20 protein-coding genes are annotated in these 21,766 nt (G+C 68.7%); 5 read left to right on the forward strand and 15 right to left on the reverse strand.

The window, feature by feature from the left end; genetic code table 11:
- Window positions 1-27: 27 nt before the first annotated feature.
- Window positions 28-1,095 carry an endo-1,4-beta-xylanase gene (locus tag AC07NX_RS12425; RefSeq protein WP_494642147.1) on the forward strand — a complete coding sequence of 356 codons (1,068 nt, stop codon included), beginning with the start codon at window positions 28-30 and terminating at the stop codon, window positions 1,093-1,095.
- 27 nt (window positions 1,096-1,122) lie between these two features.
- Here AC07NX_RS12425 and AC07NX_RS12430 read toward each other — a convergent pair whose 3' ends face one another.
- The 13 genes from AC07NX_RS12430 to fliK all read right to left on the reverse strand — a co-directional run bounded on the left by AC07NX_RS12430 (window position 1,123) and on the right by fliK (window position 15,134).
- Window positions 1,123-1,548, reverse strand: coding sequence for a helix-turn-helix domain-containing protein (locus AC07NX_RS12430; protein WP_494642148.1), 426 nt, complete (start codon window positions 1,546-1,548; stop codon window positions 1,123-1,125).
- A 124-nt stretch (window positions 1,549-1,672) separates the two neighbouring features.
- Window positions 1,673-2,065, reverse strand: a complete 393-nt coding sequence (locus AC07NX_RS12435; protein WP_494642149.1) for a DUF4282 domain-containing protein — start codon at window positions 2,063-2,065, stop codon at window positions 1,673-1,675.
- A 114-nt stretch (window positions 2,066-2,179) separates the two neighbouring features.
- Window positions 2,180-2,740 carry a hypothetical protein gene (locus AC07NX_RS12440; RefSeq protein WP_494642150.1) on the reverse strand — a complete coding sequence of 187 codons (561 nt, stop codon included), beginning with the start codon at window positions 2,738-2,740 and terminating at the stop codon, window positions 2,180-2,182.
- Between the two features lie 142 nt (window positions 2,741-2,882).
- Window positions 2,883-4,994 (reverse strand): flagellar biosynthesis protein FlhA, encoded by a 2,112-nt coding sequence (flhA, locus tag AC07NX_RS12445; protein ID WP_494642152.1) that lies wholly within the window; start codon window positions 4,992-4,994, stop codon window positions 2,883-2,885.
- 144 nt (window positions 4,995-5,138) lie between these two features.
- Window positions 5,139-6,503, reverse strand: a complete 1,365-nt coding sequence (gene flbD / locus AC07NX_RS12450; protein WP_494642153.1) for a sigma-54-dependent transcriptional regulator FlbD — start codon at window positions 6,501-6,503, stop codon at window positions 5,139-5,141.
- 73 nt (window positions 6,504-6,576) lie between these two features.
- Window positions 6,577-6,912 carry a flagellar motor switch protein FliN gene (gene fliN, locus AC07NX_RS12455; protein ID WP_035072446.1) on the reverse strand — a complete coding sequence of 112 codons (336 nt, stop codon included), beginning with the start codon at window positions 6,910-6,912 and terminating at the stop codon, window positions 6,577-6,579.
- A gap of 5 nt (window positions 6,913-6,917) precedes the next feature.
- Entirely contained in the window at window positions 6,918-7,559 is a 642-nt protein-coding gene (locus AC07NX_RS12460) for a FliH/SctL family protein (protein WP_035072444.1), read from the reverse strand.
- Between the two features lie 12 nt (window positions 7,560-7,571).
- Entirely contained in the window at window positions 7,572-8,588 is a 1,017-nt protein-coding gene (fliG, locus tag AC07NX_RS12465) for a flagellar motor switch protein FliG (protein ID WP_035072442.1), read from the reverse strand.
- 3 nt (window positions 8,589-8,591) lie between these two features.
- A complete protein-coding gene (gene fliF, locus AC07NX_RS12470) occupies window positions 8,592-10,238 on the reverse strand; it encodes a flagellar basal-body MS-ring/collar protein FliF (protein WP_494642154.1) in 1,647 nt (548 codons plus the stop codon).
- A 247-nt stretch (window positions 10,239-10,485) separates the two neighbouring features.
- Entirely contained in the window at window positions 10,486-10,767 is a 282-nt protein-coding gene (gene sciP, locus AC07NX_RS12475) for a CtrA inhibitor SciP (protein ID WP_007675208.1), read from the reverse strand.
- A gap of 169 nt (window positions 10,768-10,936) precedes the next feature.
- The gene (gene flgE, locus AC07NX_RS12480) at window positions 10,937-12,631 is read right to left on the reverse strand and encodes a flagellar hook protein FlgE (protein ID WP_494642156.1); all 1,695 of its coding nucleotides are present in this window, start codon (window positions 12,629-12,631) and stop codon (window positions 10,937-10,939) included.
- A 140-nt stretch (window positions 12,632-12,771) separates the two neighbouring features.
- Entirely contained in the window at window positions 12,772-13,458 is a 687-nt protein-coding gene (locus tag AC07NX_RS12485; protein WP_494642157.1) for a flagellar hook assembly protein FlgD, read from the reverse strand.
- An 11-nt stretch (window positions 13,459-13,469) separates the two neighbouring features.
- A complete protein-coding gene (gene fliK, locus AC07NX_RS12490) occupies window positions 13,470-15,134 on the reverse strand; it encodes a flagellar hook-length control protein FliK (RefSeq protein WP_494642158.1) in 1,665 nt (554 codons plus the stop codon).
- 403 nt (window positions 15,135-15,537) lie between these two features.
- On the opposite strand from fliK, the gene flgK reads away from it, so the two are divergent.
- The 4 genes from flgK to AC07NX_RS12510 all read left to right on the forward strand — a co-directional run bounded on the left by flgK (window position 15,538) and on the right by AC07NX_RS12510 (window position 20,312).
- On the forward strand, window positions 15,538-17,652 hold the full coding sequence (gene flgK / locus AC07NX_RS12495; protein ID WP_494642160.1) for a flagellar hook-associated protein FlgK: 2,115 nt from the start codon (window positions 15,538-15,540) through the stop codon (window positions 17,650-17,652).
- A 9-nt stretch (window positions 17,653-17,661) separates the two neighbouring features.
- On the forward strand, window positions 17,662-18,585 hold the full coding sequence (locus AC07NX_RS12500) for a flagellin (RefSeq protein ID WP_494642161.1): 924 nt from the start codon (window positions 17,662-17,664) through the stop codon (window positions 18,583-18,585).
- 56 nt (window positions 18,586-18,641) lie between these two features.
- Window positions 18,642-19,868, forward strand: a complete 1,227-nt coding sequence (mnmA, locus tag AC07NX_RS12505) for a tRNA 2-thiouridine(34) synthase MnmA (RefSeq protein WP_494642162.1) — start codon at window positions 18,642-18,644, stop codon at window positions 19,866-19,868.
- 312 nt (window positions 19,869-20,180) lie between these two features.
- On the forward strand, window positions 20,181-20,312 hold the full coding sequence (locus tag AC07NX_RS12510; protein ID WP_494642163.1) for a hypothetical protein: 132 nt from the start codon (window positions 20,181-20,183) through the stop codon (window positions 20,310-20,312).
- 1 nt (window position 20,313) lies between these two features.
- Here the strand turns inward: AC07NX_RS12510 and AC07NX_RS12515 are convergent, their stop codons facing one another.
- Both AC07NX_RS12515 and AC07NX_RS12520 read right to left on the reverse strand, forming a co-directional pair.
- The gene (locus tag AC07NX_RS12515; protein ID WP_494642165.1) at window positions 20,314-20,883 is read right to left on the reverse strand and encodes a sugar transferase; all 570 of its coding nucleotides are present in this window, start codon (window positions 20,881-20,883) and stop codon (window positions 20,314-20,316) included.
- 182 nt (window positions 20,884-21,065) lie between these two features.
- On the reverse strand, window positions 21,066-21,569 hold the full coding sequence (locus AC07NX_RS12520; protein ID WP_494642166.1) for a winged helix-turn-helix transcriptional regulator: 504 nt from the start codon (window positions 21,567-21,569) through the stop codon (window positions 21,066-21,068).
- Between the last annotated feature and the right edge of the window lie 197 nt (window positions 21,570-21,766).

Below are 21,766 nucleotides of genomic sequence, written 5' to 3' on the forward strand. Positions count from 1 at the left end.
AACCTGGATCCTCCCCCCCTGGGGGAGGTGGCCCGGAGGGCCGGAGGGGGCCTGCACCGTCGCGCGGTCCTGACGTCGGCCCTGGCCCTGTCCGCCTGCGGTCCCCAGGTCGCCAAGAGCCAGCCCGCGCCGCTGCCGCCGCTGAAATCCATCGCGCCGTTCCGGATCGGCAGCTGCGTCCAGGCCCTGCACCTGGACGACCCCGCCCTGGCCGCCCTGCTGGCCCGCGAGGTCAGCCAGCTGACCCCCGAGTGGCAGATGAAGATGGAGTATATCGTCCAGCCGGACGGGTCCTTCCGCTTCGACGCTCCCGACCGCATCGCCGCCTTCGCCCGGGCCCACGGCATGGGCCTGCTGGGCCACACCCTGGTCTGGTACGCCCAGGTCCCGGACGCCTTCCAGCGGCTGGACGAGAACCGCATCGGCTTCGCCGACGCCTATCGCAACTACATCCACGCCGTGGCCGGCCGCTATCGCGGCCAGGTGGTCGGCTGGGACGTGGTCAACGAGGCCGTGGCCGAGGACGGAAACGGCTGGCGCGACAGCCTGTGGGCCCAGCGCCTGGGCGCCTTCGAGCACATCGCCCTGGCCTATCGCACGGCCCGCGAGGCCGACCCGGACGCCGTCCTGCTGCTGAACGACTACAATCTCGAATACTTTCCCAGGAAGCGCGCCACCTTCCTGAACCTGGCCGAGCGCCTGCTGGCCTCGGGCGCGCCTCTGACGGGCCTGGGAACCCAGATGCACGTGGCGGCCGACGTCCCGCCGGGCGAGATCACCCGGATGATCCGCGAGCTGGCCGGCCTGGGCCTGCCGATCCACGTGTCGGAACTGGACGTGTCCCTGACCCGCGCCGAGAACAAGCTGCTGTCCCGCGCCGAGCTGCAGCGCCGGCAGGCGGCCGTCTACGCCGAGACCGCCGAGGCGTTCATGGCCCTACCGGAGCGGCAGCGCTTCGCCTTCACCGTCTGGGGCCTGCGCGATCGCGATTCGTGGCTGACGGCCGAGAACGCCGCCGACGCCCCTGCCGTCTTCGACAACGCCGGCCGCCCCAAGCCGGGCGCCGTGGCCCTGGCCGAGGCGTTCAGGCGCTAGGCGCCGCGTGGAGGCCGGGCCACGCCCTCAGCCTGCCCCCGTCCCGCCGGGTTCGTCATCGTCGCCGTCCGCGCTCAGCGTCCTGGCCAGGGCCAGGATCTGCCGGCGCTGGGCTATCGGCAGCTGCGGCACCAGCGAAGCCAGCTCCACCCCTTCTTCGGTGGCCATGAAGCGACGCACGGCCAGGATGCGCTGATCGATGTCGCCCTCGCCCTCCATCGGCGGAATGCCCTCGAAGAACCAGGCCACCGAGGTCTGCAGCGTCACGGCCATGCCGTAGAGCTTGGACGCGCTGACGCGATTGGATCCGCGCTCGTACTTCTGCAGTTGCTGGAAGGTGATGCCCACGCTGTCGGCCAGTTGCGTCTGGCTCAGGCCCATGGATTTGCGGCGCATCCGAATGCGCGCGCCCACATGGATGTCGACGAGGTGGGGTTCATGATCGGCGGCCAAGGTGCGTCTCCGGACGGAGACTCGAGCGGTCTCCTGCCGCTTAGACGCCGGGGACCGCCCTCACCCTCAAGTTTCAAGGCTAATTTTCGCGGACCGCGTTATTCGGTCGCAGGGGGGCGCGGGCTCAGCCGACCGGCTTCTGGGCCGGCGGGCGCGTGGCGGTGGCCACCGCGTGGTCGGCGTCGCTGGCCTGGCGCAGGGCGCGCAGGTCTTCGCTGATCCGGAAGATGGCGACGTAGAACTCGCAGAAGGCGCGCCACAGCAGCACCATGGCCGCGGCGACCAGCAGGCCCGCGATCAGCACCGGGAAGGCCAGCAGCAGCGACTGCAGGCCCGGTTCCTTCAGCGCCAGGCCGACGGCGGCGCCGACCACCGAGAAGGCGAACAGCGCCACGACGCCCAGGCCCGCCCAGTAGATCAGGTGGATCACCGGCCCGGTGACGAGGCGGTCGAACGTCAGCAGGTCCCAGAACAGGCCACTCGACCCACGCGCCTTGGAATTTCTGGCCGGAGCCATCCGACACCCCTCATGTCAGCGGGAGCTCCGCCGGGTACTGGCCCATCGCTAGCAGTGCGAAGCCCGCTCGGCAATGCCGAGCGGGCTCCTCGTCGTTCCGATGACGCCGGATGGTTATTGCGGCTTGGCGCCGGCCAGGGTGGCGTCGATCTGCGCCTTGGTGGCCGTGGTCTGCAGGCCGCCGGTGGCGGCGGCGCTGAAGCTGGCCTTGGGCAGGGCGAACTTCTTGTCGCCGCTGGTCACGACCACGTTGGTCGAGCCGTCGGCGCCCGCCGCCGTGCCGGCGATGGTGCCGACCACCGCGCCCGAGGGGTCCTTGACCTCGGAGCCGACCTTCAGGTCCAGGGCGACGTTGGCCGAGGACGGCGTGCCCGCGGCGTCGGCGTCGGCGGCCGTGCCCGCGGCGCCCGTCACGCCGGTCGAGGCGGCCGCGCCCGTGGCCGGACTGGCGGGGGTGGCGGGCGAAGCCTGGGTTCCGGTCGACGGCGAGGCGGGCGTGGCCGGCGTCGCCGAAGTCGTGCCAGACGGGGTCGTCTGGGCGGACGGCATGGTCTGGTCCGAAGGCGTCGTGCCGGTGGCGGCCGGCGTCTGGCTCGAGGTCGCCGATTGGGCGAACGCGGCGCCGGCCAGCGAAAGCGTCGCGGCGGCGGCGAACATGGCAATCTTGGTTTTCATCAGTAGCGCTCCGTCGTGAAGGCCCCCGCCTTGCCAAACCGAACGCGACCTATCGGCAACGGTTCCGAAATAGTCCGTAACAGGCCGTGACCATTTCGGGGCTTTTTCTGGGCGGGCGCCGACGGCGGCGGTCGGCGCGCCTCTAGACCATCCCGACGGTGCGCAGGCGCGCGCGCGGGTGGATTTCGTTCTGGCTCATCACCACGGTCTGGCCGCGGAAGCGCTCGATGATCGAGCGGACATAGGGCCGCACGCCCGGGCTGGTCAGCAGCACGGCGCTGTCGCCGGCCATGGCGGCGCGGTCGAAGGCGTCGCGCACGCCGCGGATGAAGTCCTGCAGGCGCGAGGGCGCCAGGGCCAGCTGCTTGTCCTCGCCCGGGCCGACCAGGGCCTCGGCGAAGGCCTGCTCCCACTCGGCCGACAGGGTGATGATCGGCAGCGCGCCGTCCTCGCCGCGATTGGCCCAGCACAGCTGGCGGCCCAGGCGGGCGCGGACCTGCTCGACCAGCTGGATGACCGAGGCGGTGTGCGGCGCGGCCTCGCCGATGCCTTCCAGGATCTGCGGCAGGTCGCGGATCGACACCCGCTCCTTCAGCAGGGCCTGCAGCACGCGCTGAATGGTCGTGGCGCTGACCACCGAGGGGATCAGGTCGTCGACCAGCTTCTTCTGGCCCTCGGGCAGGTCCTTCAGCAGCTTCTGCACCTCGGCGTAGGAGAGCAGGTCGGCCATGTTCTCCTTGAGGATCTCGGTCAGGTGCGTGGTCAGCACGGTGGCCGGATCGACGATGGTGTAGCCGCGGAAAGTGGCCTCCTCGCGCATGGCCTCCTCGACCCAGGTGGCGGGCAGGCCGAAGGCGGGCTCGCGCACGTGCTCGCCGGGCAGCTCGACCTGGCCGCCGCGCGGGTCCATGGCCATCAGGCAGCCCAGGCGGACCTCGCCGGCCCCGGCCTCCATCTCCTTGATGCGGATGGCGTAGCCCTGGTTGGCCAGGCGCATGTTGTCCAGGATGCGGACCGGCGGCATGACGAAGCCGAACTCGGTGGCCAGGGTCTTGCGCAGGGCGCGAATCTGGTCGGTCAGCTTGCGGCCGTCCAGGTCGTTGATCAGGGTCAGCAGGCCGTAGCCCAGCTCGATCTTGACGTCGTCGATGGCCAGGGAAGCGCTGATCGGCTCCTCCTCCGGCTCGGCCGAGGCCTCGGCCAGGGCGGCCAGGGCGGCGGGGTCCAGCGGCTGCGGCTCCTTGGCCTTCAAGGCCCGGCGATAGGCCAGGTACCCCGACCCCACCGCCAGGGCGGCGAAGGGGATGATCGGCATGCCCGGGATCAGGGCGATGACGCCGGCCGAGGCCGAGACCATGCCCAGGGCGACCGGGTTCATGGCCAGCTGGGTGGTCAGGGCCTTGTTGGCGCTGCCCTCGACCCCGGCCTTGGACACGACCATGCCGGCGGCGATCGAGATGATCAGCGCCGGGATCTGGCTGACCAGACCATCGCCGATGGTCATCAGGGTGTAGGAGGCCGAGGCCTCGCCGAGCGGCATTTTGTGCTGGACGACGCCGATCAGGATGCCGCCGACGATGTTGATCGCGGTGATGATCAGGCCGGCGACGGCGTCGCCCTTCACGAACTTGCTGGCGCCGTCCATGGCCCCGAAGAACGTGCTCTCCTGCTCCAGGTCCTTGCGGCGCTGCTTGGCGGTGTCCTGGTCGATCAGGCCGGTCGACAGGTCGGCGTCGATGGCCATCTGCTTGCCGGGCATGGCGTCCAGGGTGAAGCGGGCGGCCACTTCGGCGATCCGGCCCGACCCCTTGGTCACGACCATGAAGTTCACCACCACCAGGATGATGAAGACGATCACCCCGATGACGAAGTTGCCCTGCATCATCAGGTTGCCGAAGGCGGCGATCACCGCGCCGGCCCCGTGCGAGCCCTCCTGGCCGTGGCCGAGGATCAGGCGCGTCGAGGCCACGTTCAGGCCCAGGCGGTAGAGGGTGGCGACCAGCAGGACGGTCGGGAACGAGGTGAATTCCAGCGGCTTCTTGATCAGCACCGCCGTCATCAGGATCAGCACCGAGCCGGTCACCGAAATGGCCAGCAGCAGGTCCAGCAGCATCGGCGGGACCGGGATGATCAGCAGGACGATGATGCCCACGACGCCCAGGGCCAGCCCCATTTCGCCGCGCAGGATCCCTTCCCACAGCGACTTGGCGCTGGGGATCGAGCTTGCGGCCTTGGGGACGGCGGCGTCGGCCATGAAACCCTTCGATCCTGTTGTCCAGCTTCCGCGGCGCTCTCGCGAGTGAAGCGATTTGCGCGACGTCGCCAGGGGTCTTAATCGAAATTAGCTATGTTGGGCGCCGGACCGATGGTCGCGGCGCCCGAACCCGGTTCGCTGTCCTCAGGCGGCGGCCACCCCGCCCTGCGGCGGCGGGACCGAAACGCCCGCGTCGGAATATTCCTTGAGCTTGTTGCGCAGGGTGCGGATCGAGATGCCCAGGATGTTGGCCGCGTGGGTGCGGTTGCCCAGGCAGTGCTCCAGCGTTTCGATGATGAGATGCTGCTCGACCTCGGCCACCGTCGAGCCGACGAAGGTGCGCGACACGGCGTCGGCGGCCATCTGGGCGCCGCGGGCCACGGCCACGTCCGGCGCGGGGGCCAGGGGCTGGCCGTCCGGCAGGCGGATGGCGAACTCCTCGATCTCCGCGCCCGGCGACAGCAGCACCGCGCGGTGCATGGCGTTTTCCAGCTCGCGGACGTTGCCCGGCCAGCGATGGGCGATCAGCCGGCGCTTGGCCTCGGCCGAGATCGGCTTTTCCGGCAGGCCGTTGGCGGCCGAGTACTTCTTCACGAAGTGCTCGCACAGGGTGATCACGTCGCCCGGACGCTCGCGCAGCGGCGGCAGGCGCAGGTTCACGACGTTCAGGCGGTAGAGCAGGTCCTCGCGGAACGTGCCGTCCTTCACCGCCTGGGCCAGGTCGCGGTTGGAGGTGGCCAGGATGCGGATGTCGACCTTGACCGGCTTGGAGCCGCCCACGCGGTCGATCTCGCGCTCCTGGATGGCCCGCAGCAGCTTGGCCTGCAGGCGGGCGTCCATCTCGCTGATTTCGTCCAGCAGCAGGGTGCCGCCGTTGGCTTCCTCGAACTTGCCGACCCGGCGGGCCACGGCGCCGGTGAAGGCGCCCTTCTCGTGGCCGAACAGTTCGCTTTCCAGCAGGTTCTCGGGGATGGCGGCGCAGTTGACGCTGATGAACGGCGCCTTGGCCCGACGCGACTTGGCGTGGACGTAGCGGGCCATCACCTCCTTGCCCGAGCCGCTCTCGCCGGTGATCAGGATCGAGGCTTCCGAGGGCGCCACCTGGTCGGCCAGGCGGATGACGCCTTCCATGGCCGGATCGCGGACGATCATCGGGCGGTTGTCGTCGGTGACGGCGGCCAGGACCGCGGCGATCAGCTCGGCGTCCGGCGGCAGCGGGATGAATTCCTTGGCCCCGGCCTTGATCGCCGCGGCGGCCCGCATCGGGTCGGCGTCGACGCCGCAGGCCACCACCGGCACCCGGATCCGCTCGGACTCGTTGGCGGCGATCAGGCCCGCGATGTCGAGCGTGTACTCGACCATCATCAGGTCGGCGCCCTGGCCGGCCCGCAGCGCGTGGGTCGCCGCTTCCGTGGTCTCGACATGCGAGACCTTGGCCCCGGTGTTCATCGCCATCTTCACGGCGACCGAGAGCTGTCCGTTCAGTTTTCCGACGACCAGGAGGCGCATCGTTTTCTCTCCGTTGGGGCCTTAGGCGCCCCGGCAGTGCAACAGGTTGAGCGTTCGTCGACGTCGCGCGGGATCAGCCGGCGGCGTCGCCGTCCTTGATGATTTCGGTCATGGTCACGCCCAGGCGCTCGTCGACGACGACGACCTCGCCGCGGGCCACCAGGCGGTTGTTCACATAGATGTCGATCGCCTCGCCGACCTTGCGGTCCAGCTCGAGGATGCTGCCGGCCGACAGCTGCAGCAGCTGCGCCACCGACATGTGGGCCCGGCCCAGCACGGCGGAGATGTTGACCGGCACGTCGAACACCGGCGCCAGGTCCGACGCGATCTTGTCGCTGAGTTCGACCGGCATTTCGGAGGCCAGCATGCTGCCGCCGAATTCGTCGAGGGTGAGGTTGTCTTCGGACATGGCGGTCAGCCTTCGCTAGGCACAAGGGGTTCGGCGTGGAGACCCTCGGCCGCGATGGCGGCTTCGAGGGCTTGGGTGACGCGGGCGGCCGCGTCGTCGGGATTGAAGGCCGCGCGCCCGTCGCCCCAGTCGAGGAGGAAGGCGGCGGCCGGCATGGCGTCGGCCCGGGCGACGATCTGGCCGGGAAAGCCGATGGCCTGGGCCGTCTGCTCCAGGGCGGCCTGGGTGCGCTCGACCAGATGGGCGGCGACGCGGACGGTCAGTTTCGGGCTGGCCTCGACCTCGCGGGCCAGGGCGACCAGGGCCGCCTGGGTCGGGGCCTCGGGGAACTGGTCCAGGGCGGCGTCGGCGATGGCCCGGCCGCAGGCCAGGGCCAGCATCGCCGAGCCCTCGCGGTGCTCGTGGGCCACGGCGGCCAGGGTCGAGAAGGCGCTGTGGATCGCCTGGCCGACCGTGTTCAGGGCCAGGACGGCCTCGCGCTCGGCCTGGGCCACGGCCGACTGCTCGCCGGCGGCGTAGGCCTCGGCCTTGGCGGCCTCCAGCTCCTCCAGGGTGAAGTTCTTCTTCACGCGCGGCGGCGCGCTCATGCCGCCGTGGTCGTCGAACACGGTGTCGAAGGTGAAGCGCTTGTGGGCGATGTCGGTCATTCAGCCATCCCCCTAGTAGATCAGTTCGTCTTCGGCGCCGGCGCCGGCCAGCATGATCTCGCCCTTGGCGGCCAGGTCCTTGGCGACCTGCACCATGGCGACCTGGGCCTGGTCGACGTCCTTCAGGCGGACCGGGCCCATGCTCTCCATGTCCTCGCGCATGATCTTGCTGGCGCGTTCGGACATGTTGGAGAAGAACATCTCGCGCAGCTTGTCCGAGGCGCCCTTCAGGGCCAGGGCCAGCTGTTCCTTGCCGGTGGCGCGCAGCAGGGTCTGGACGCCGCCCGGATCCAGCTTCGACAGGTCCTCGAACACGAACATCAGGGCGCGGATGCGCTCGGCCGCCTCGCGGTTGCGCTCTTCCAGCGCCGCGATGAAGCGGGCCTCGGTCTGGCGGTCGAAGTTGTTGAAGATCTCGGCCATCATCTCGTGGCTGTCGCGCTTGGACGTGCGCGCCAGGTTCGACATGAATTCGGTGCGCAGGGTCTGCTCGATCTTGTCGAGGATCTCGCGCTGGACCGGCTCCATCCGCAGCATGCGGGTGACGCATTCCAGGGCGAAGTCCTCGGGCAGCGAGGCCAGCACGCGCGCGGCGTGGTCGGACTTCACCTTGGACAGCACCACCGCGACGGTCTGCGGGTATTCGTTCTTCAGGTAGTTGGCGAGGACGGCCTCGTTCACGTTACCCAGCTTGTCCCACATGGTCCGACCCGCGGGACCGCGGATCTCTTCCATCAGCTGGTCGACCTTCTCCGGCGGCATGAAGGCCGACAGCAGGCGCTGGGTCTGCTCGTAGGAGCCCATGATCGCGCCGGTCGAGCTCATGCCCGAGACAAACTCGACCAGCAGCTCTTCCACGACCGAGGCCGAGACCGTGCCCAGGCCGGCCATGGCCTGGGAGACTTCCTTGATTTCCTCGTCGTCCAGGGCTTCCCAGATCGCGGTGTGCTCTTCGCCCAGGGCGAGCAGCACGATCGCGGCCTTCTCGGGCCCGGCCAGCTTCTTGACGTCGTTGATGGAGTTCTTCATCGCCTACTCCGACTCGTGCAGCCAGGAGCGGAGGATCGCGACGGATTCGTCGGGGTGCTTGTCGACGAACTCCGAGACGCGCTTGATCGACGAGGCCTTCACCTGGCCCTCGATCTTGGCGATGTCGATGCGCTGGTCCATGTCGGCCGGACCGGCGATGGCGATCGGCTCGCCCGTCTGGTCGACGACCACTTCCTGGGTGGTGCCGTCCGACAGGGTGACCATGCGGGTGATCTGCGGCGTGTTCAGGGCCAGGCCCAGCGGGGTCGGCGGCGGGCTCATCAGGCTCTTCAGGAACGGACGGACCGCGAACAGCAGGATCAGCAGGGCCACGACCGCCAGCACGGCCAGTTCGGCGATGCGCATCAGGTCGTTCTTGTCGATGCCGTCCATCAGGCCGGCCTTGCCCAGGCCCTGGTCCTCGGGCTGCGGGAAGCGGACATTGACCACCGAGACCTGGTCGCCGCGGGTCTGGTCGAAACCGACCGCGGTCTTCACCAGCTGCTCCAGCTGGGCCATCTCGGCGGCGGAGCGCGGGGTGTAGGCGCCCGGCTTGCCGTCCTTGCCCGGAGGGGCGGTGATGCCGTCGACGGCCACGGCGATGGCGACCTTGCGGACCTTGCCCGGCTCCTGGACGGTGGTCGTGGTGCTTTCCGAGATCTCGTAGTTGGTGACGCTCTCGTTGCTGTCCTGCTTGGTGCCCAGCGGCTGGAAGCCGTTCGGGGTCTGGCCGGGGATGTTCTGGGTCGAGGTGACGCCGCCGGTGTCGTCGTTCTTGGTCTCGCTGGAATTGTTGGCGTTGGTGCTTTCCGAGCGGATGACCTGGCCGTCCGGGTCGAACTTGCGCTCCTGGGTGGTGACGCGGTTCAGGTCGAGGTCGGCGGTGACGTTGACGCGCGCCTTGCCCGGGCCGAGCACGCCGTCGATCATGTCCTTGACCGTCTTGGCGATGCGGGCCTCGGCCTCGCTCTTGGCGTCCTGGGCCAGCTTGCCGGCCAGGCTTTCGTCGTTGCCGGCCGACAGGGTCTTGCCGTGCTGGTCGATCACGTTGACGGCGTCGGGCTTCATGCCGGCGACCGAGCCGGCCACCAGGTTCTGGACGGCGCGGACCATGTCGGCCGACGGCTCGCGGCCGGTGCTGATGGTGACGGCGGCGGTCGGCTTCTCGGCGTCTTCCTCGAACAGCTGGCGCTTGGGGATCACCAGGTGGACGCGGGCGGCGCGCACGCCGTCCCAGCCCTGGATGGTGCGCTCCAGCTCGCCCTGCAGGGCGCGCTGGCGGTTCAGCTGCTGGACGAAGTCGGTCTGGCCCAGGGCGCTGCTGGTGTCGAAGATCTCGTAGCCGACCGAGCCGGAGGTCACCAGGCCCTTGGTGAAGATCAGTTGGCGGGCGGCGTTGACCTTGTCGCGGGCGACATAGATCGTCGAGCCGTCGCTCTTGGTCTCGTACTTGATGTTGGCGGCGTCGAGCGCCTGGGTGGCGGCGGCGGATTCCTTGGGGTCGACATTGGACAGCAGCAGCTCGTTGGGCTGCTTGCTCATCATCATCATCACGGCGGCGATCACGGCGATCGCGCCCGCGGCGACGCCGATCAGGGCGGCCAGACGGCCGACGCCAAACCTTTGAATCGCGCTGAGGAACTTATCCAACCTACGCCCTACCCCTGAACGGCGCCTCCGGAGAGAGCGCCAGCCGCTGCGCGCCGGAGCACGCCGTCGCTAGGCAGGATTTACCCAGTGCAAGGTAAACGGGTCGTTTACAAAGGGCCTCTCCAAGGGGGTCCCAGGGGCGCCAAAAGGTCGCGGCCGCGCCCCGGGGGGACGCGGCCGCTGAACTGTTCGACAGGTCGCCGAGGGTTCGAAAACCCCCGCACGACATAGGCTTCCGCTCCGCCGACTAGCGGTACTGCTGAAGCCGCGTGGTCCGCAGACCCGCCAGGCCGTGACGGTCGATCGATTGTTGCCAGGCGAGGAACTCCTCGTTGGTCAACTTGTACCGATCGCACGCCTCGTCGAGCGAGAGGAGACCACCGCGGACGGCGGCCACCACCTCGGCCTTGCGCCGGATCACCCAACGCTGGGTTTCCGGAGGCGGCAAGTCGGAGAGAGTCAGCGGCGCGCCGGTCGGACCGATCACGTACTTCTCACCCCGGCTGTTCGTGCGCTGCTGCTGCAACATGGCTTTACGCCTTTCCCACAACCATCACTGTTGGAGAGGAATATACGCGCCGGGAAATAACAGGCGCTTAATTCCAATAGTAAAGAAAGACTGAAACATGAGGCTTTCTCCCTACTCCCGTGATGTATCAATGTGACACAGGGTAATTAAGGTCAGTTAAGACCTGTAATTACCGCTTAATGCTCAGAAGCTCTTCTAGCATCTGGTCAGCGGTGGTGATGATCTTCGACGAAGCCGAATAGGCTCTCTGCGTCGTGATCAACCCCGTGAACTCGGTCGACAAGTCGACGGTCGAAGCTTCCAGCGTGGACGGAGCAATCACGCCCGCGCCCCCTTGCCCCGGAGTCTTCAGGCTATAGGTGCCGCTTTCGTTGGTGACGCGATATGCATTTCCGTTCACCCCCTTCAATCCGTTGGGGTTCGAGAACGTCGCGATCGCAACCTGTGCGATCCGGCGGGTGACGCCGTTGTCGAAGATCGCCGAGACATAGCCCTGGTCGTCGACCTCGATGTTGGTGAGGTTGCCGAAGGCCGTGCCGTTGGTGTTGACCGACTGGACCACCGACTGGCTGTTGTACTGGGTCAGGCCGCCGGCGGCGCTGGCCAGGTCGATCTGGATGTCCTGCGAGTCGATGCCCAAGCCGTCGGCCCAGCGCGGGGGCGTCACCGCCGGCGGGGCCAGGTTGGCCACGGTCGGGTCCGACGCGCCGATGTTGATCGCCGTCGGGGTGACGCCGCCGAACAGGTTGCCGACCGAGTTCAGCTTGCCGTCGGTGGTGAAGGTGATCTTGCCCGAGCTGATCAGGCCGTTGGTGTTGTTGTCCAGGTCGCCCGGCTTGGCCCGCAGCTCGGCGAACCATTCGTTGGGGCCCGGGCCCTTCAGCAGCGACAGGGTGACCGTGCGCTGGCCGCCCTTGGAGTCCGAGACCGGGATCTGGATCTCGAAGTCCGGCTTGACGCCCGTGGTCGGGTCCTCGGCGTAGTCCGACATCGAGCGGGTCGCCGGGTCATAGGCGCCGCTGGCGATGGCGTCGGCCTTGGTGTTCAGGCCCAGCTGGGTCTGGGTGACCGTGACCCCCGGAGCGACCGTGATGTTCGTGCCGCCGCCCGGCAGGGTCGACGACACCAGGGCGCCGGTCGTCGGATCGTAGGTGTTGACGCCGGTGGCGACCGACACGCCCGCGCGTCGGACCTCGACCTGGTACTGGTTCCCGGTGCCCGTGGGGCTGTAATAGACCGAGTAGTTGTTGGTCGCGCCGCCGCCGCCGGTCTCGACGACGCCCGTCTTGGTCGACACGGCGTTGGCCGCGGCCGCGACGGCCTGTTCCGAGCGCAGGTTGGCGTTGACGCCGACGCGGGTGGTCTTCTCGGCGGTGCCGCCGACGGTGCCGACATTGATCGACGACAGCTGGGTCAGGTCCGACGGGTCGGGCGTGATCGTGCCGGTCACCGGATCGGCCAGCCAGCCCTGCAGATAGAGGCCGGCGTCGTTCTTCAGGTAGCCCAGGTTGTCCAGCTGGAACGAACCGGCGCGCGTGAACGAGCGGGTGTCGGTGGCGGTCAGGCCTTCCGGCTTCTCGGTGCCGACGAAGAAGCCCGAGCCGGCGATCGACAGGTCCAGGTTGGAGGTCGTGGCCTGGGTCAGGCCCTGCTGGCTGATGAACTGGTGGGTCTGGGCCTTGACGCCGCCGGCGCTGTAGGTGGCGTTCTTGCTCTGGGAGGTGACCAGCGTCGAGAAGTTGGCCGAGCTACGCTTGTAGCCGACGGTGTTGACGTTGGCGATGTTGTCCGAAATCGCGGCCAGGGCCGACGAGTTGGAGATCAGGCCGGAGACCCCGGCGAGCATGGCGCTGTTGATGCTCATGACTGCGATCCTGCGATGAAGTTCAAAAACGGATGGGTTTGAGGTTCAGCGCGGTTTGCGTTTGGGTCCCAGGATCCGGCCAAGGCCGGGGAGACCGCGACGGCGTCGTTCTGACGCCCTTCATCTCGTGGTGACGACCGTTACGTGGCCGTCGTGGTGGGGTTGGTGACGCCGATCACGGAGTCGAGCGGGACCTTGGTGTCGCCGATCCAGACCATGTTGACGCCGCTTTCGTTGGTGACCTTGGTGACGACGCCGTCGACGCGTCCCTTGGCCGTGGTGGTGATGTTGGCTCCCTGGGCGTCGGTGGCGGTCACCTTGATGGTGTATTCGCCGCCGTCGGGCTGCTTGGTCCCGTCGGCGCTCTTGCCGTCCCACTTGAAGGTGTGGTCGCCGCCGGACATGTCGTCGGGCAGCACCGTGGCGATGGTCTTGCCGAACTTGTCGATGACCTCGACCTTGACGCCCGTGGCCGCGCGGCTCTGGGTGTAGCTCCAGGCCGCCTCGCCGCCCTTGAGCACCGACTTGTCGGTCTCGGCGGTGACCTGCTTGCCCATCAGGTTGACGCCCTCGCTGATGCCGCCGCCCGTGCTCATGCCGACCAGGGCGGCCAGCAGGTCGTTGGTGACCAGTTGCTGCTCGACACCGGTCATCTGGGTGATCTGGCTGGTCATCTGGGTCGTGTCGGTGGGCGCCAGCGGATCCTGGTTCTTCAGCTGGGTGGTCAGCAGCTTCAGGAAGGTCTGCTCGTTGTTGGCGAGCGAGTTGCGGGCGTTGTTGATCTTGTCCGTGGTGGCGTTGCTGGTGTTGCTGGTGGCCGTGACCATGGCGGGCTCTCCTAGATTCTGACGTCGACGCCGCTGCTGTCGGCGACGCGGAGGCCGGGCAGCAGGGCGGACGGGGACAGGGTGGGGATTTCCTCGCCCAGCGCCGATCGGAAGGCGCGGCCCTGGAAAGCCTGACGGCCGTTCTCGCCGCCCTGGAAATTGAAGAAGGCGTTCTGGTTCTGGCCGCCCTGGTTCTGGCTGGAGCTGTCGAAGCTCAGGGCGTTGTCGGCGACGTTGAAGCCGGCCGCCGCCAGGGCCTGGCGCAGTTCGCCCGACTTGCCGCGCATGTCGGCGGCGGCGGCCGGATTGTCGAAGTTCAGGGCGGCGGTCAGCTTGCCGTCCTTGGCGATCTCGATGCGCACGTCCACGCGGCCCAGGCCTTCCGGCTGCAGCACGACGTCGAAACGGCTGGTCTTGCCGACCACCGCCTTGCTGGCGATCTCGGTCGTCAGGTGGTGGACGGTCTCGGGACTGGCCTTGGGCAGTTGGGCGGCGACGATCGGGGCCGGCGCGGCCGTCGTGCCGGGCGCGACAAAGGTCGCGGCCGGAGCCGCCGTGTCGGCCGCGGCCGTGGCCGGCGCGGCGTCCTTCAGGGCCGAGCCCTGGGCGTTGGCCTGGTCGTGGGCGCCGTCGCCCATCGCGCCTTCACCCGTCGTGGCGGTGTGGGCCGGGGCGGCGACCTGGCCATGGGCCGGCTCGGCGGCGGCGTCGGCCACGGCGGCCGCGACGGCGGTCGCCGTGGTGGAGGCGGTCGTCTTCGGTTCGGCGGCCTTGACCACCTTGGCGGTCAGGGCGGCGACCTCGGGCGCGGCGGCTTGAGCCGCGGCGGCCTGGACGGGCGCCGGTTCGGCGGTGTCGACGGCCGGGGCGGCGGCCACGGCGGCGGGTTCAGCGGTCGGAGACGCCGTTGTCGGGACCGGGGCCGGAGCCGGGGCGGCGTCGGCCTCGGCGGCCGGGGCCGGCGAGGCGGTCTTGGACTTGGCGGCGGCCACAGCGGCGGCGAGCTCGGCGGCCGAAGCCGGCGGCGGCGGCGACAGCGCCAGGTCCGGGGCGGAGTCGGCGGCCTCGGCCGCCAGGGCGGCGGCGGGAAGAGCCTGGGCCGGAGCCTGGGAGTCCTGGGCGACGACGGGCGCGGGGAGGGTTTCGGTCGGAATGGCCTGGGCGGCCTGGCCGGCGGTCGCGACGGTCTCCGCCGCGGGCTTGGGCGCCTCGACCGTCGGCGCCTGCATGGCGGCGATCAGGGCGGCGGCGGCCTGGGCGGCGGCGTCGGCTTGGCCCGCGGCGGCGGTGTCGACGGGCGCGTCGGCGACGGCCTGGTCCTTGCTGTCGGTCTTGCCGTCGACCGCGTCCGAAGCCTTGTCGGTCGTCTGGGCGTCGGCGGTCTTGGCGGCGGTCTTGGGATCGGCGGCGTCCGCGACCTTGTCTGCCTTGGCCTCGGCCTTGGCGTCGGCGGCGCGGTCGGCGGCCTTGGCGCCGGACGCCTTGTTCTCCTGCGCCCGGTCGGCGGCCTTGCCGGCGTCGCGGACGTCCCGCGGGGACGCCTTGTCGTTCGAGGCGTTCGCGCTTCCGGCCTGGGCCAGCAGCGCGCCGAAGCCTTCGGCCGCGTCCTTGTCATAGCCGCCGGCGGAGACCGGGGCGGAAGGCAGGACGGAAGCGGGAGCGGCGATCGCGGTCATGCGTCGAAGAAGTCCACGGAGGATGGCGGCCCGAAGAGGACACGCCTTGATCCGGACTTCCCTGAGCAACCGCCGGGCCAACTCGAAACGACGAACTAAATCATTGTTTTATTTGATATTAATATTGCATTCACACCTTTCGATAGGCCGACCACGGCGCTTTTTGCCGGGCTGAACCGGGTGAAAAGGGCCAGGCTTGCCGCGTCGTCCCGCCCCACCCGCAGTTGGCGCCCTCCTTGCGCATAGGTTTCTGTCGCTCGCTCGACGTCAGGAACGAATTGCCATGAATTACAATGGCTTGCACATCGCCGCAGGGGCCAAGCCCCGCAACGCCCGGCAGTTTTCGCCGGGCAAGGTCGCGTCGCGCCGTTCGTGGTTTGCCGAGCAGGCCGGAGAATAGACCATGTCGTTGAACACCATCTTGAACGTTGCGACCTCGGGGATGATGGCGGCCCAGACGGGCCTGCGCGTCGTTTCCGACAACATCGCCAACATCAATACCGCCGGCTATGTCCGCAAGACGATCGCCCAGTCCAACCTGGTGTCGAACGGCATGGGCGTGGGCGTCAACATCGACGCCATCAAGCGCGCCACGGACAAGTTCATGGCCGCCGCCAGCCTGAACGGCGCCTCCGACGCCGGCCGCACGGGCGCGGTCGCCACCGCCATGGACAACGCCCAGAAGCTGTTCGGCGACCCCAGCGACAAGACCAACTTCTTCGCGACCCTCGACGACGTCTACGCCGCCTTCTCCATGGCGGCCGACGATCCCTCCTCGACCCTGCTGCGCAGCAGCGCCATCACCAAGGTCGAGGACTTCCTGGGCGAGAGCAAGCGCATCACCTCTTCGCTGTCGAGCCAGATCAAGGACACCGACAACCGCATCGGCGCCGACGTCAGCCGCGTCAACGACCTGCTCAAGCAGATCGACGCCCTGAACGTCGACATCACCCGCGCCAAGATGGCGGGCGCCGACGGCACCGGCTCCGAGAACGTCCAGAGCGGACTGATCAACGAGCTGTCGACCTATATGAACATCCAGGTCAGCGACCGCGCCAACGGCGGCGTCATGGTCCGCTCGGCCGAGGGCGTCACCCTGGCCGGCAACGGCCCGGCCACGATCACCTATAACCAGTCGGGCCCGGCCAACGGCTATCTGACCGTCGTCACCGCCAACAGCGGCGGCCAGGTCATGCCGCTGGCCGTCACCAACGGCGAGATCCAGGGCCTGCTGGAGCTGCGCAACAAGGAGCTGCCCAATCTCTCCGACCAGCTGGGCGAGTTCGTCAGCCGCGCCGCCGAGGAACTGAACCGCGCGTCCAACGCCGCCAGCTCGGTCCCCGCGCCCAACAGCATGACCGGCAAGGACACCGGCCTGGACGCCAACACCGCCTTCGCCAACTTCACCGGCAAGACGACGATCGCCATCACCAACGCCGCCGGCGCCATCATCCAGCGCGTCGACGTCGATTTCGGCGCCGGGACCATGACCGTCAACGGCGCCGCCGGCCCGACCTTCACCAACACCAATTTCCTGACCCAGCTGAACACCGCCCTGGGCGGCACGGCCACGGCGGCCTTCGCCAACGGCCAGCTGAGCCTGAACACGGCCGTCTCGACCAATGGCGTCGCCATCGTCGATGACGCCACCACGCCCTCGACCAAGGCCGGCAAGGGCTTCAGCCAGTTCTTCGGGCTCAACGACATCATCCGCTCGGACGGTTACTCGCCCTACGAAACCGGCATGGTCGCCACCGATCCCAGCGGCTTCACGCCCGGCCAGACCATCACGCTGCGCCTGACCGACGGCGAAGGCAGCCGCATCCGCGACATCGAGGTGGCCATCCCGACCGGGACAGGCTCGATGCAGGAAACCATCGACGCCCTGAACTCCCGCAATTCGGGGGTCGGGCTCTACGGCTCGTTCACCCTGGGCTCGAAGGGCGAGCTGACCTTCACGCCGAACGGCGCCACCCCGGTCAACCTGTCGGTCGTCGAGGACACCACCCAGCGCGGCGTCGGCGGTCCGTCGCTGAGCCAGCTGTTCGGTGTCGGCATGAGCGAGCGCAGCACGCGCGGCGGCCTGTTCAAGGTGGACCCGGCCATGGACGCCGATCCCTCCAAGCTGCCGTTCGCCAAGCTGGACCTGACCGTGGCGGCCGGCGTCTCGGCCCTGGCGACCGGCGACGGCCGCGGCGCCCTGGCCCTGGCCAAGGCCGGCGACGCCACCGCCAGCTTCGCCACCGCCGGCGACACCGCCGGCTCGAAGAAAAGCGTGCTGAACTACGGCGCGGACTTCAGCGGCTCGATCGCCCGCAAGGCCGCCGCCGCCACCAGCCGCAAGGAAGCCGCCGACTCCGTCAAGACCGAGGTCGACGCCCAGCGCCAGTCGCAGGAAGGCGTCAACCTCGACGAGGAACTGGTCAACCTGACCACCTACCAGCAGGCGTTCAACGCCTCCGCCCGCCTGATCCAGGCGACGAAGGACATGTTCGATGTCCTCACCAATATCGTTTGAGGTTAAGCCATGACCCGCGTCTCCACCTCCGGCAATTTCGGCGTGATGACCAGCAACCTGATGCGCGCGCAGGTGCTGCAGAACATCGCCGGCGAGCAGGTCTCCAGCCAGAAGAACGCCAACGACCTGAAGGGCTACGCCAAGAACGCCGAGGTCCTGACGGCCATGAAGTCGGCCCAGGCCAAGGTGGCCGGCTTCCTGGACCAGACGACCCTGGTCTCCAACCGGCTGGACGTCCAGGACATCGGCATCGGCCAGGTCGCCGACGCCACCCAGGACGCCCGCGACGCCATCGCCAACGCCATCGCGGCCGGCAGCGCCGAGACCCTGATGCAGCAGTTGAACGGCGCCTTCGGCGACGTGGTCCAGGGCCTCAACAGCAAGTTCAACGGCCGCTACGTGTTCGCCGGCGCCAAGTCCGACACCCTGCCGACCACGGCCACCACCATGGCCGACCTGACCGCGGCGGCCAGCACCGCCGCGCTGTTCCAGAACGACCAGTACGTCACCACCAACCGCATCGACGACACCACCACGGTCGACACCGGCCAACTGGCCGACAAGCTGGGCACGGGCGTCTACAACGCCTTCAAGCAGATCCAGGCCTATGTCGACGCCAATGGTCCGTTCACCGGCAAGCTGACCCAGGCCCAGAGCAACTTCCTCGGCGGCCTGCTGCCCACCTTCGACTCGGTGAAGACCGGCCTCACCACCGCCCAGGCCCAGAACGGCCTGAACCAGAAGCGCTTCGAGACCGCCCAGACCGAGCTTTCGGACCGGGCCGACACCCTGAGCACCATGGTCGGCGGCATCACCGACGTCGACATGGCCGAGGCGATCACTCGCCTGGAGTCGGCCAAGCTGGCCGTCCAGGCCTCGGCCCAGGTGTTCTCGTCCCTGCAGAACTCGTCGCTGCTGGACGTGCTGAGGTAGGCGGGCGTCACCGCCGCGACACCCCAAACCTCGCAAAACCGGCCCTGAACCGCTATATGGCCGCGATGGACGCCGACATCGCTCTTCTGGACAATGCTCCGACGACAACGACCGCCCTCGACCGCGCCGTCGAGCAGGCGCGCCAGGCCGTGGGCCTGCCGGCCGGGACGCGGATCGTCGCGGCGATGTCCGGGGGCGTCGACTCCACCGTCACCGCCGCCCTGCTGGCCAGGGCCGGCTACGACGTGGTGGGCGTCACCCTGCAGCTCTACGACCACGGCGCCGCGATCGCCAAGAAGGGCGCCTGCTGCGCGGGCCAGGACATCCTGGACGCCCGCATGGCGGCCGAGCGGATCGGCATTCCGCACTACGTGCTCGACTATGAAAGCCGCTTCAAGGAGCAGGTGATCGAGGACTTCGCCGACGCCTATCTGCGCGGCGAGACGCCGATCCCCTGCGTGCGCTGCAACCAGACCGTCAAGTTCCGCGACCTGCTGGACGTGGCCCGCGATCTGGGCGCCGAGGCCATGGCCACCGGCCACTACGTGCAGCGCGCGATGCCCGCCGGTGGCGGCAACCGGCCCCAGTTGCGGCGCGCCGCCGATCCGGCCAAGGACCAGAGCTATTTCCTGTTCGCCACCACGGCCGAGCAGCTGGACTTCCTGCGCTTCCCGCTGGGCGGCATGGACAAGCCGACCGTGCGCCAGGTGGCCGCCGAGCTCGGCCTGGCCATCGCCGACAAGCCCGACAGCCAGGACATCTGCTTCGTGCCCGAGGGCAAGTACACCACGGTGATCGACCGGATCCGGCCGCAGGGCGCCCTGCCCGGCGACATGGTGCACCTGGACGGTCGGGTGCTGGGCCGCCACGAGGGCGTCACCCGCTACACCATCGGCCAGCGCCGGGGCCTGAACATCGCCGTCGGCGACCCGCTGTTCGTCGTCAAGATCGACGCCGACAAGCGCCAGGTGATCGTCGGCCCGCGCGAGGCCCTGCTGACCCAGGCCCTGTCGCTGAAGGAAGGCAACTGGCTGGGCGTGGAGGGCAGCCTGGAGGCCGCCGCCGCCGCCGGCGCGCCGGTGCTGGCCCGCGTGCGCTCGACCCGCGAACCCGTCCCGGGCCGCCTGGCCCTGGTCGACGATGAGCCTCGCCTGGTGTTCGACGGGCTGGAGGAGGGCGTCGCCCCCGGCCAGGCCTGCGTGCTGTACGATCCCGCCGACCCCGAGCGCGTGCTGGGCGGCGGCTTCATCGCCGCGACCGAGCGGGCGACGCTCCGCCCGTAGCCATGCCGGCGGGTTCGCCGACGCGCCGGATTCGCGTTCGCTTCAACCCGAGGATCCTCGCGTACACGCCGGGCGCGCATTGATGAGATATGCGCCTTAAAGACGGTAAAATCGCTCGCTTCTCGCGATTATTTGACATTTATGATAAAAAATGGCGCTCTTTCGAGGACGCGCAGCAAAATAATCGTCGTTCTCGGCGAGAAATCCCCCACTGGGCGAGTGACATACGAAACTTTTGTGGCATGCATACGTATCTACTGTACGACCGCGCCAAGTTTTTGACGCGAATGTAGAATTCGGAGTTTAGGGACCATGACGACCGCCGCCTACACTTACAAGCATCGCCAAGAGCGCCACGTCTCGCTGACCAGGCTGAGCGTGATCCTGGCCAACCTTGGTCTGTGGGCCGGCCTGATCATCGGCCTGGCGATGGTCGCGCGCTGATCTAGTCGACGCCCTGTTCCTCCCGGAACAGTCCCTGGACCGCATAGAGGGCCGCGACCCTCAGATCCACGAACACCGACCATCGGGCGACATAGTCCAGCTCGGCGCTCCAGGAGGGTTCGCCCTCCGCGCCGCGCGGCCAGATCATCCCCGGCCGCGCTTCCAGGCGCCGCGCATAGTCCGGCCGCCCCTGGCGCAGGTAGGCGTCCTGCCCGGGCGATTGCGGCCGGGGTCCGATCAGCGACATGTCGCCGTCGATGACGTTGACGGCCGAGGGCAGGTTGGTCAGCCCCGCCCGCCAGAGCACCTGATCGAACAGGCTTTCGCCCTCGACGGGCCGATGCAGGCGCCAGCGCCCGAACGTCCGGCCATGCAGGCCGAGGGTTTCCTCCCGCGCGAAGATCGGACCGGGCCGGCTGCAGCGGATCCCGATGATCATCAACACACCCACCGGTAGGAAGAACAGCAGCACGAGGATCGCGCCCAGCACGTCCAATGTCCGCTTGCTTACGCTTCTGGCGGGGCCAACCACGCCTATCCGCCCCGTCGCTTCCACCAACGCCAACCCCACTGAACCCTGGGCGCCCCCGCCCGAGCACCACGCGCTCGAGGGCTCAAAACGCGAAGGCGGCGTCGGAGTTCCGACACATCCGTCAAAACCTGTGGATCAAACGATGTCGTCGAAGCCCAGGCCGATCTTGAACAGGCGGTAGCGGTAGGTCGGCTTGGCGCGATGAACGTGGAAGCGGTAGCTCACTCGGCGGCGACGGCGGCCGAGGCCTCCAGGGCCTCGCCGACGGTCAGGGCCTGTTGCTCGTGCACCACCCGGCCCAGGTCGCGGCCGTCGACGATCTCGCCGCAGGCCTCGCAGGCCAGCTTGGGATGGAAGTCGCAGCCGCAGGTCTTGTGGACGAAGTGCACCGGCCCCTTGCCCAGGCCGTAGACGTGCTGGTCGCCCCATTCGGCCATGGTCAGCAGCACCGGCGACAGGGCCCGGCCCTTGGCCGTCAGCACATATTCCTGGCGCGGCGGGCGTTCCGAATAGCGGCGCGGCTCCAGCACGCCGTTGGCCACCAGGCTCTTGAGGCGGGCGGCCAGGACGTTGCGCGCCACGCCCAGCCGCTCCTGCCACTGCTCGAACCGCTTCACGCCCTGGAAGGCGTCGCGCAGGATCAGCAGGGTCCACGGATCGCCGACGACCTCGAGGGTGGCGGCGATGGCGCAGCGTTCATTGGTGTAGTCGGCGGTCCGGCCCATCACGCGAAGGTGAAGCCTTACGCCGGGGAATGCAAGGGTTGCTTTTGCAGACCCACGCGAGTAGGTTTTTTATAGAAATTGACTCTCTCGGTTGCGCCCTGCGGGCCGCGGCGGAAATGTCCGCATTCCGTCCCGGCCCGCTTTTTGCGCGAAAGACTTGCGCAGACTGGGACACAGGGGGTTTATTCCGCCGCGAA

Source organism: Caulobacter sp. GW821-FHT09A05 (genome assembly GCF_059418465.1).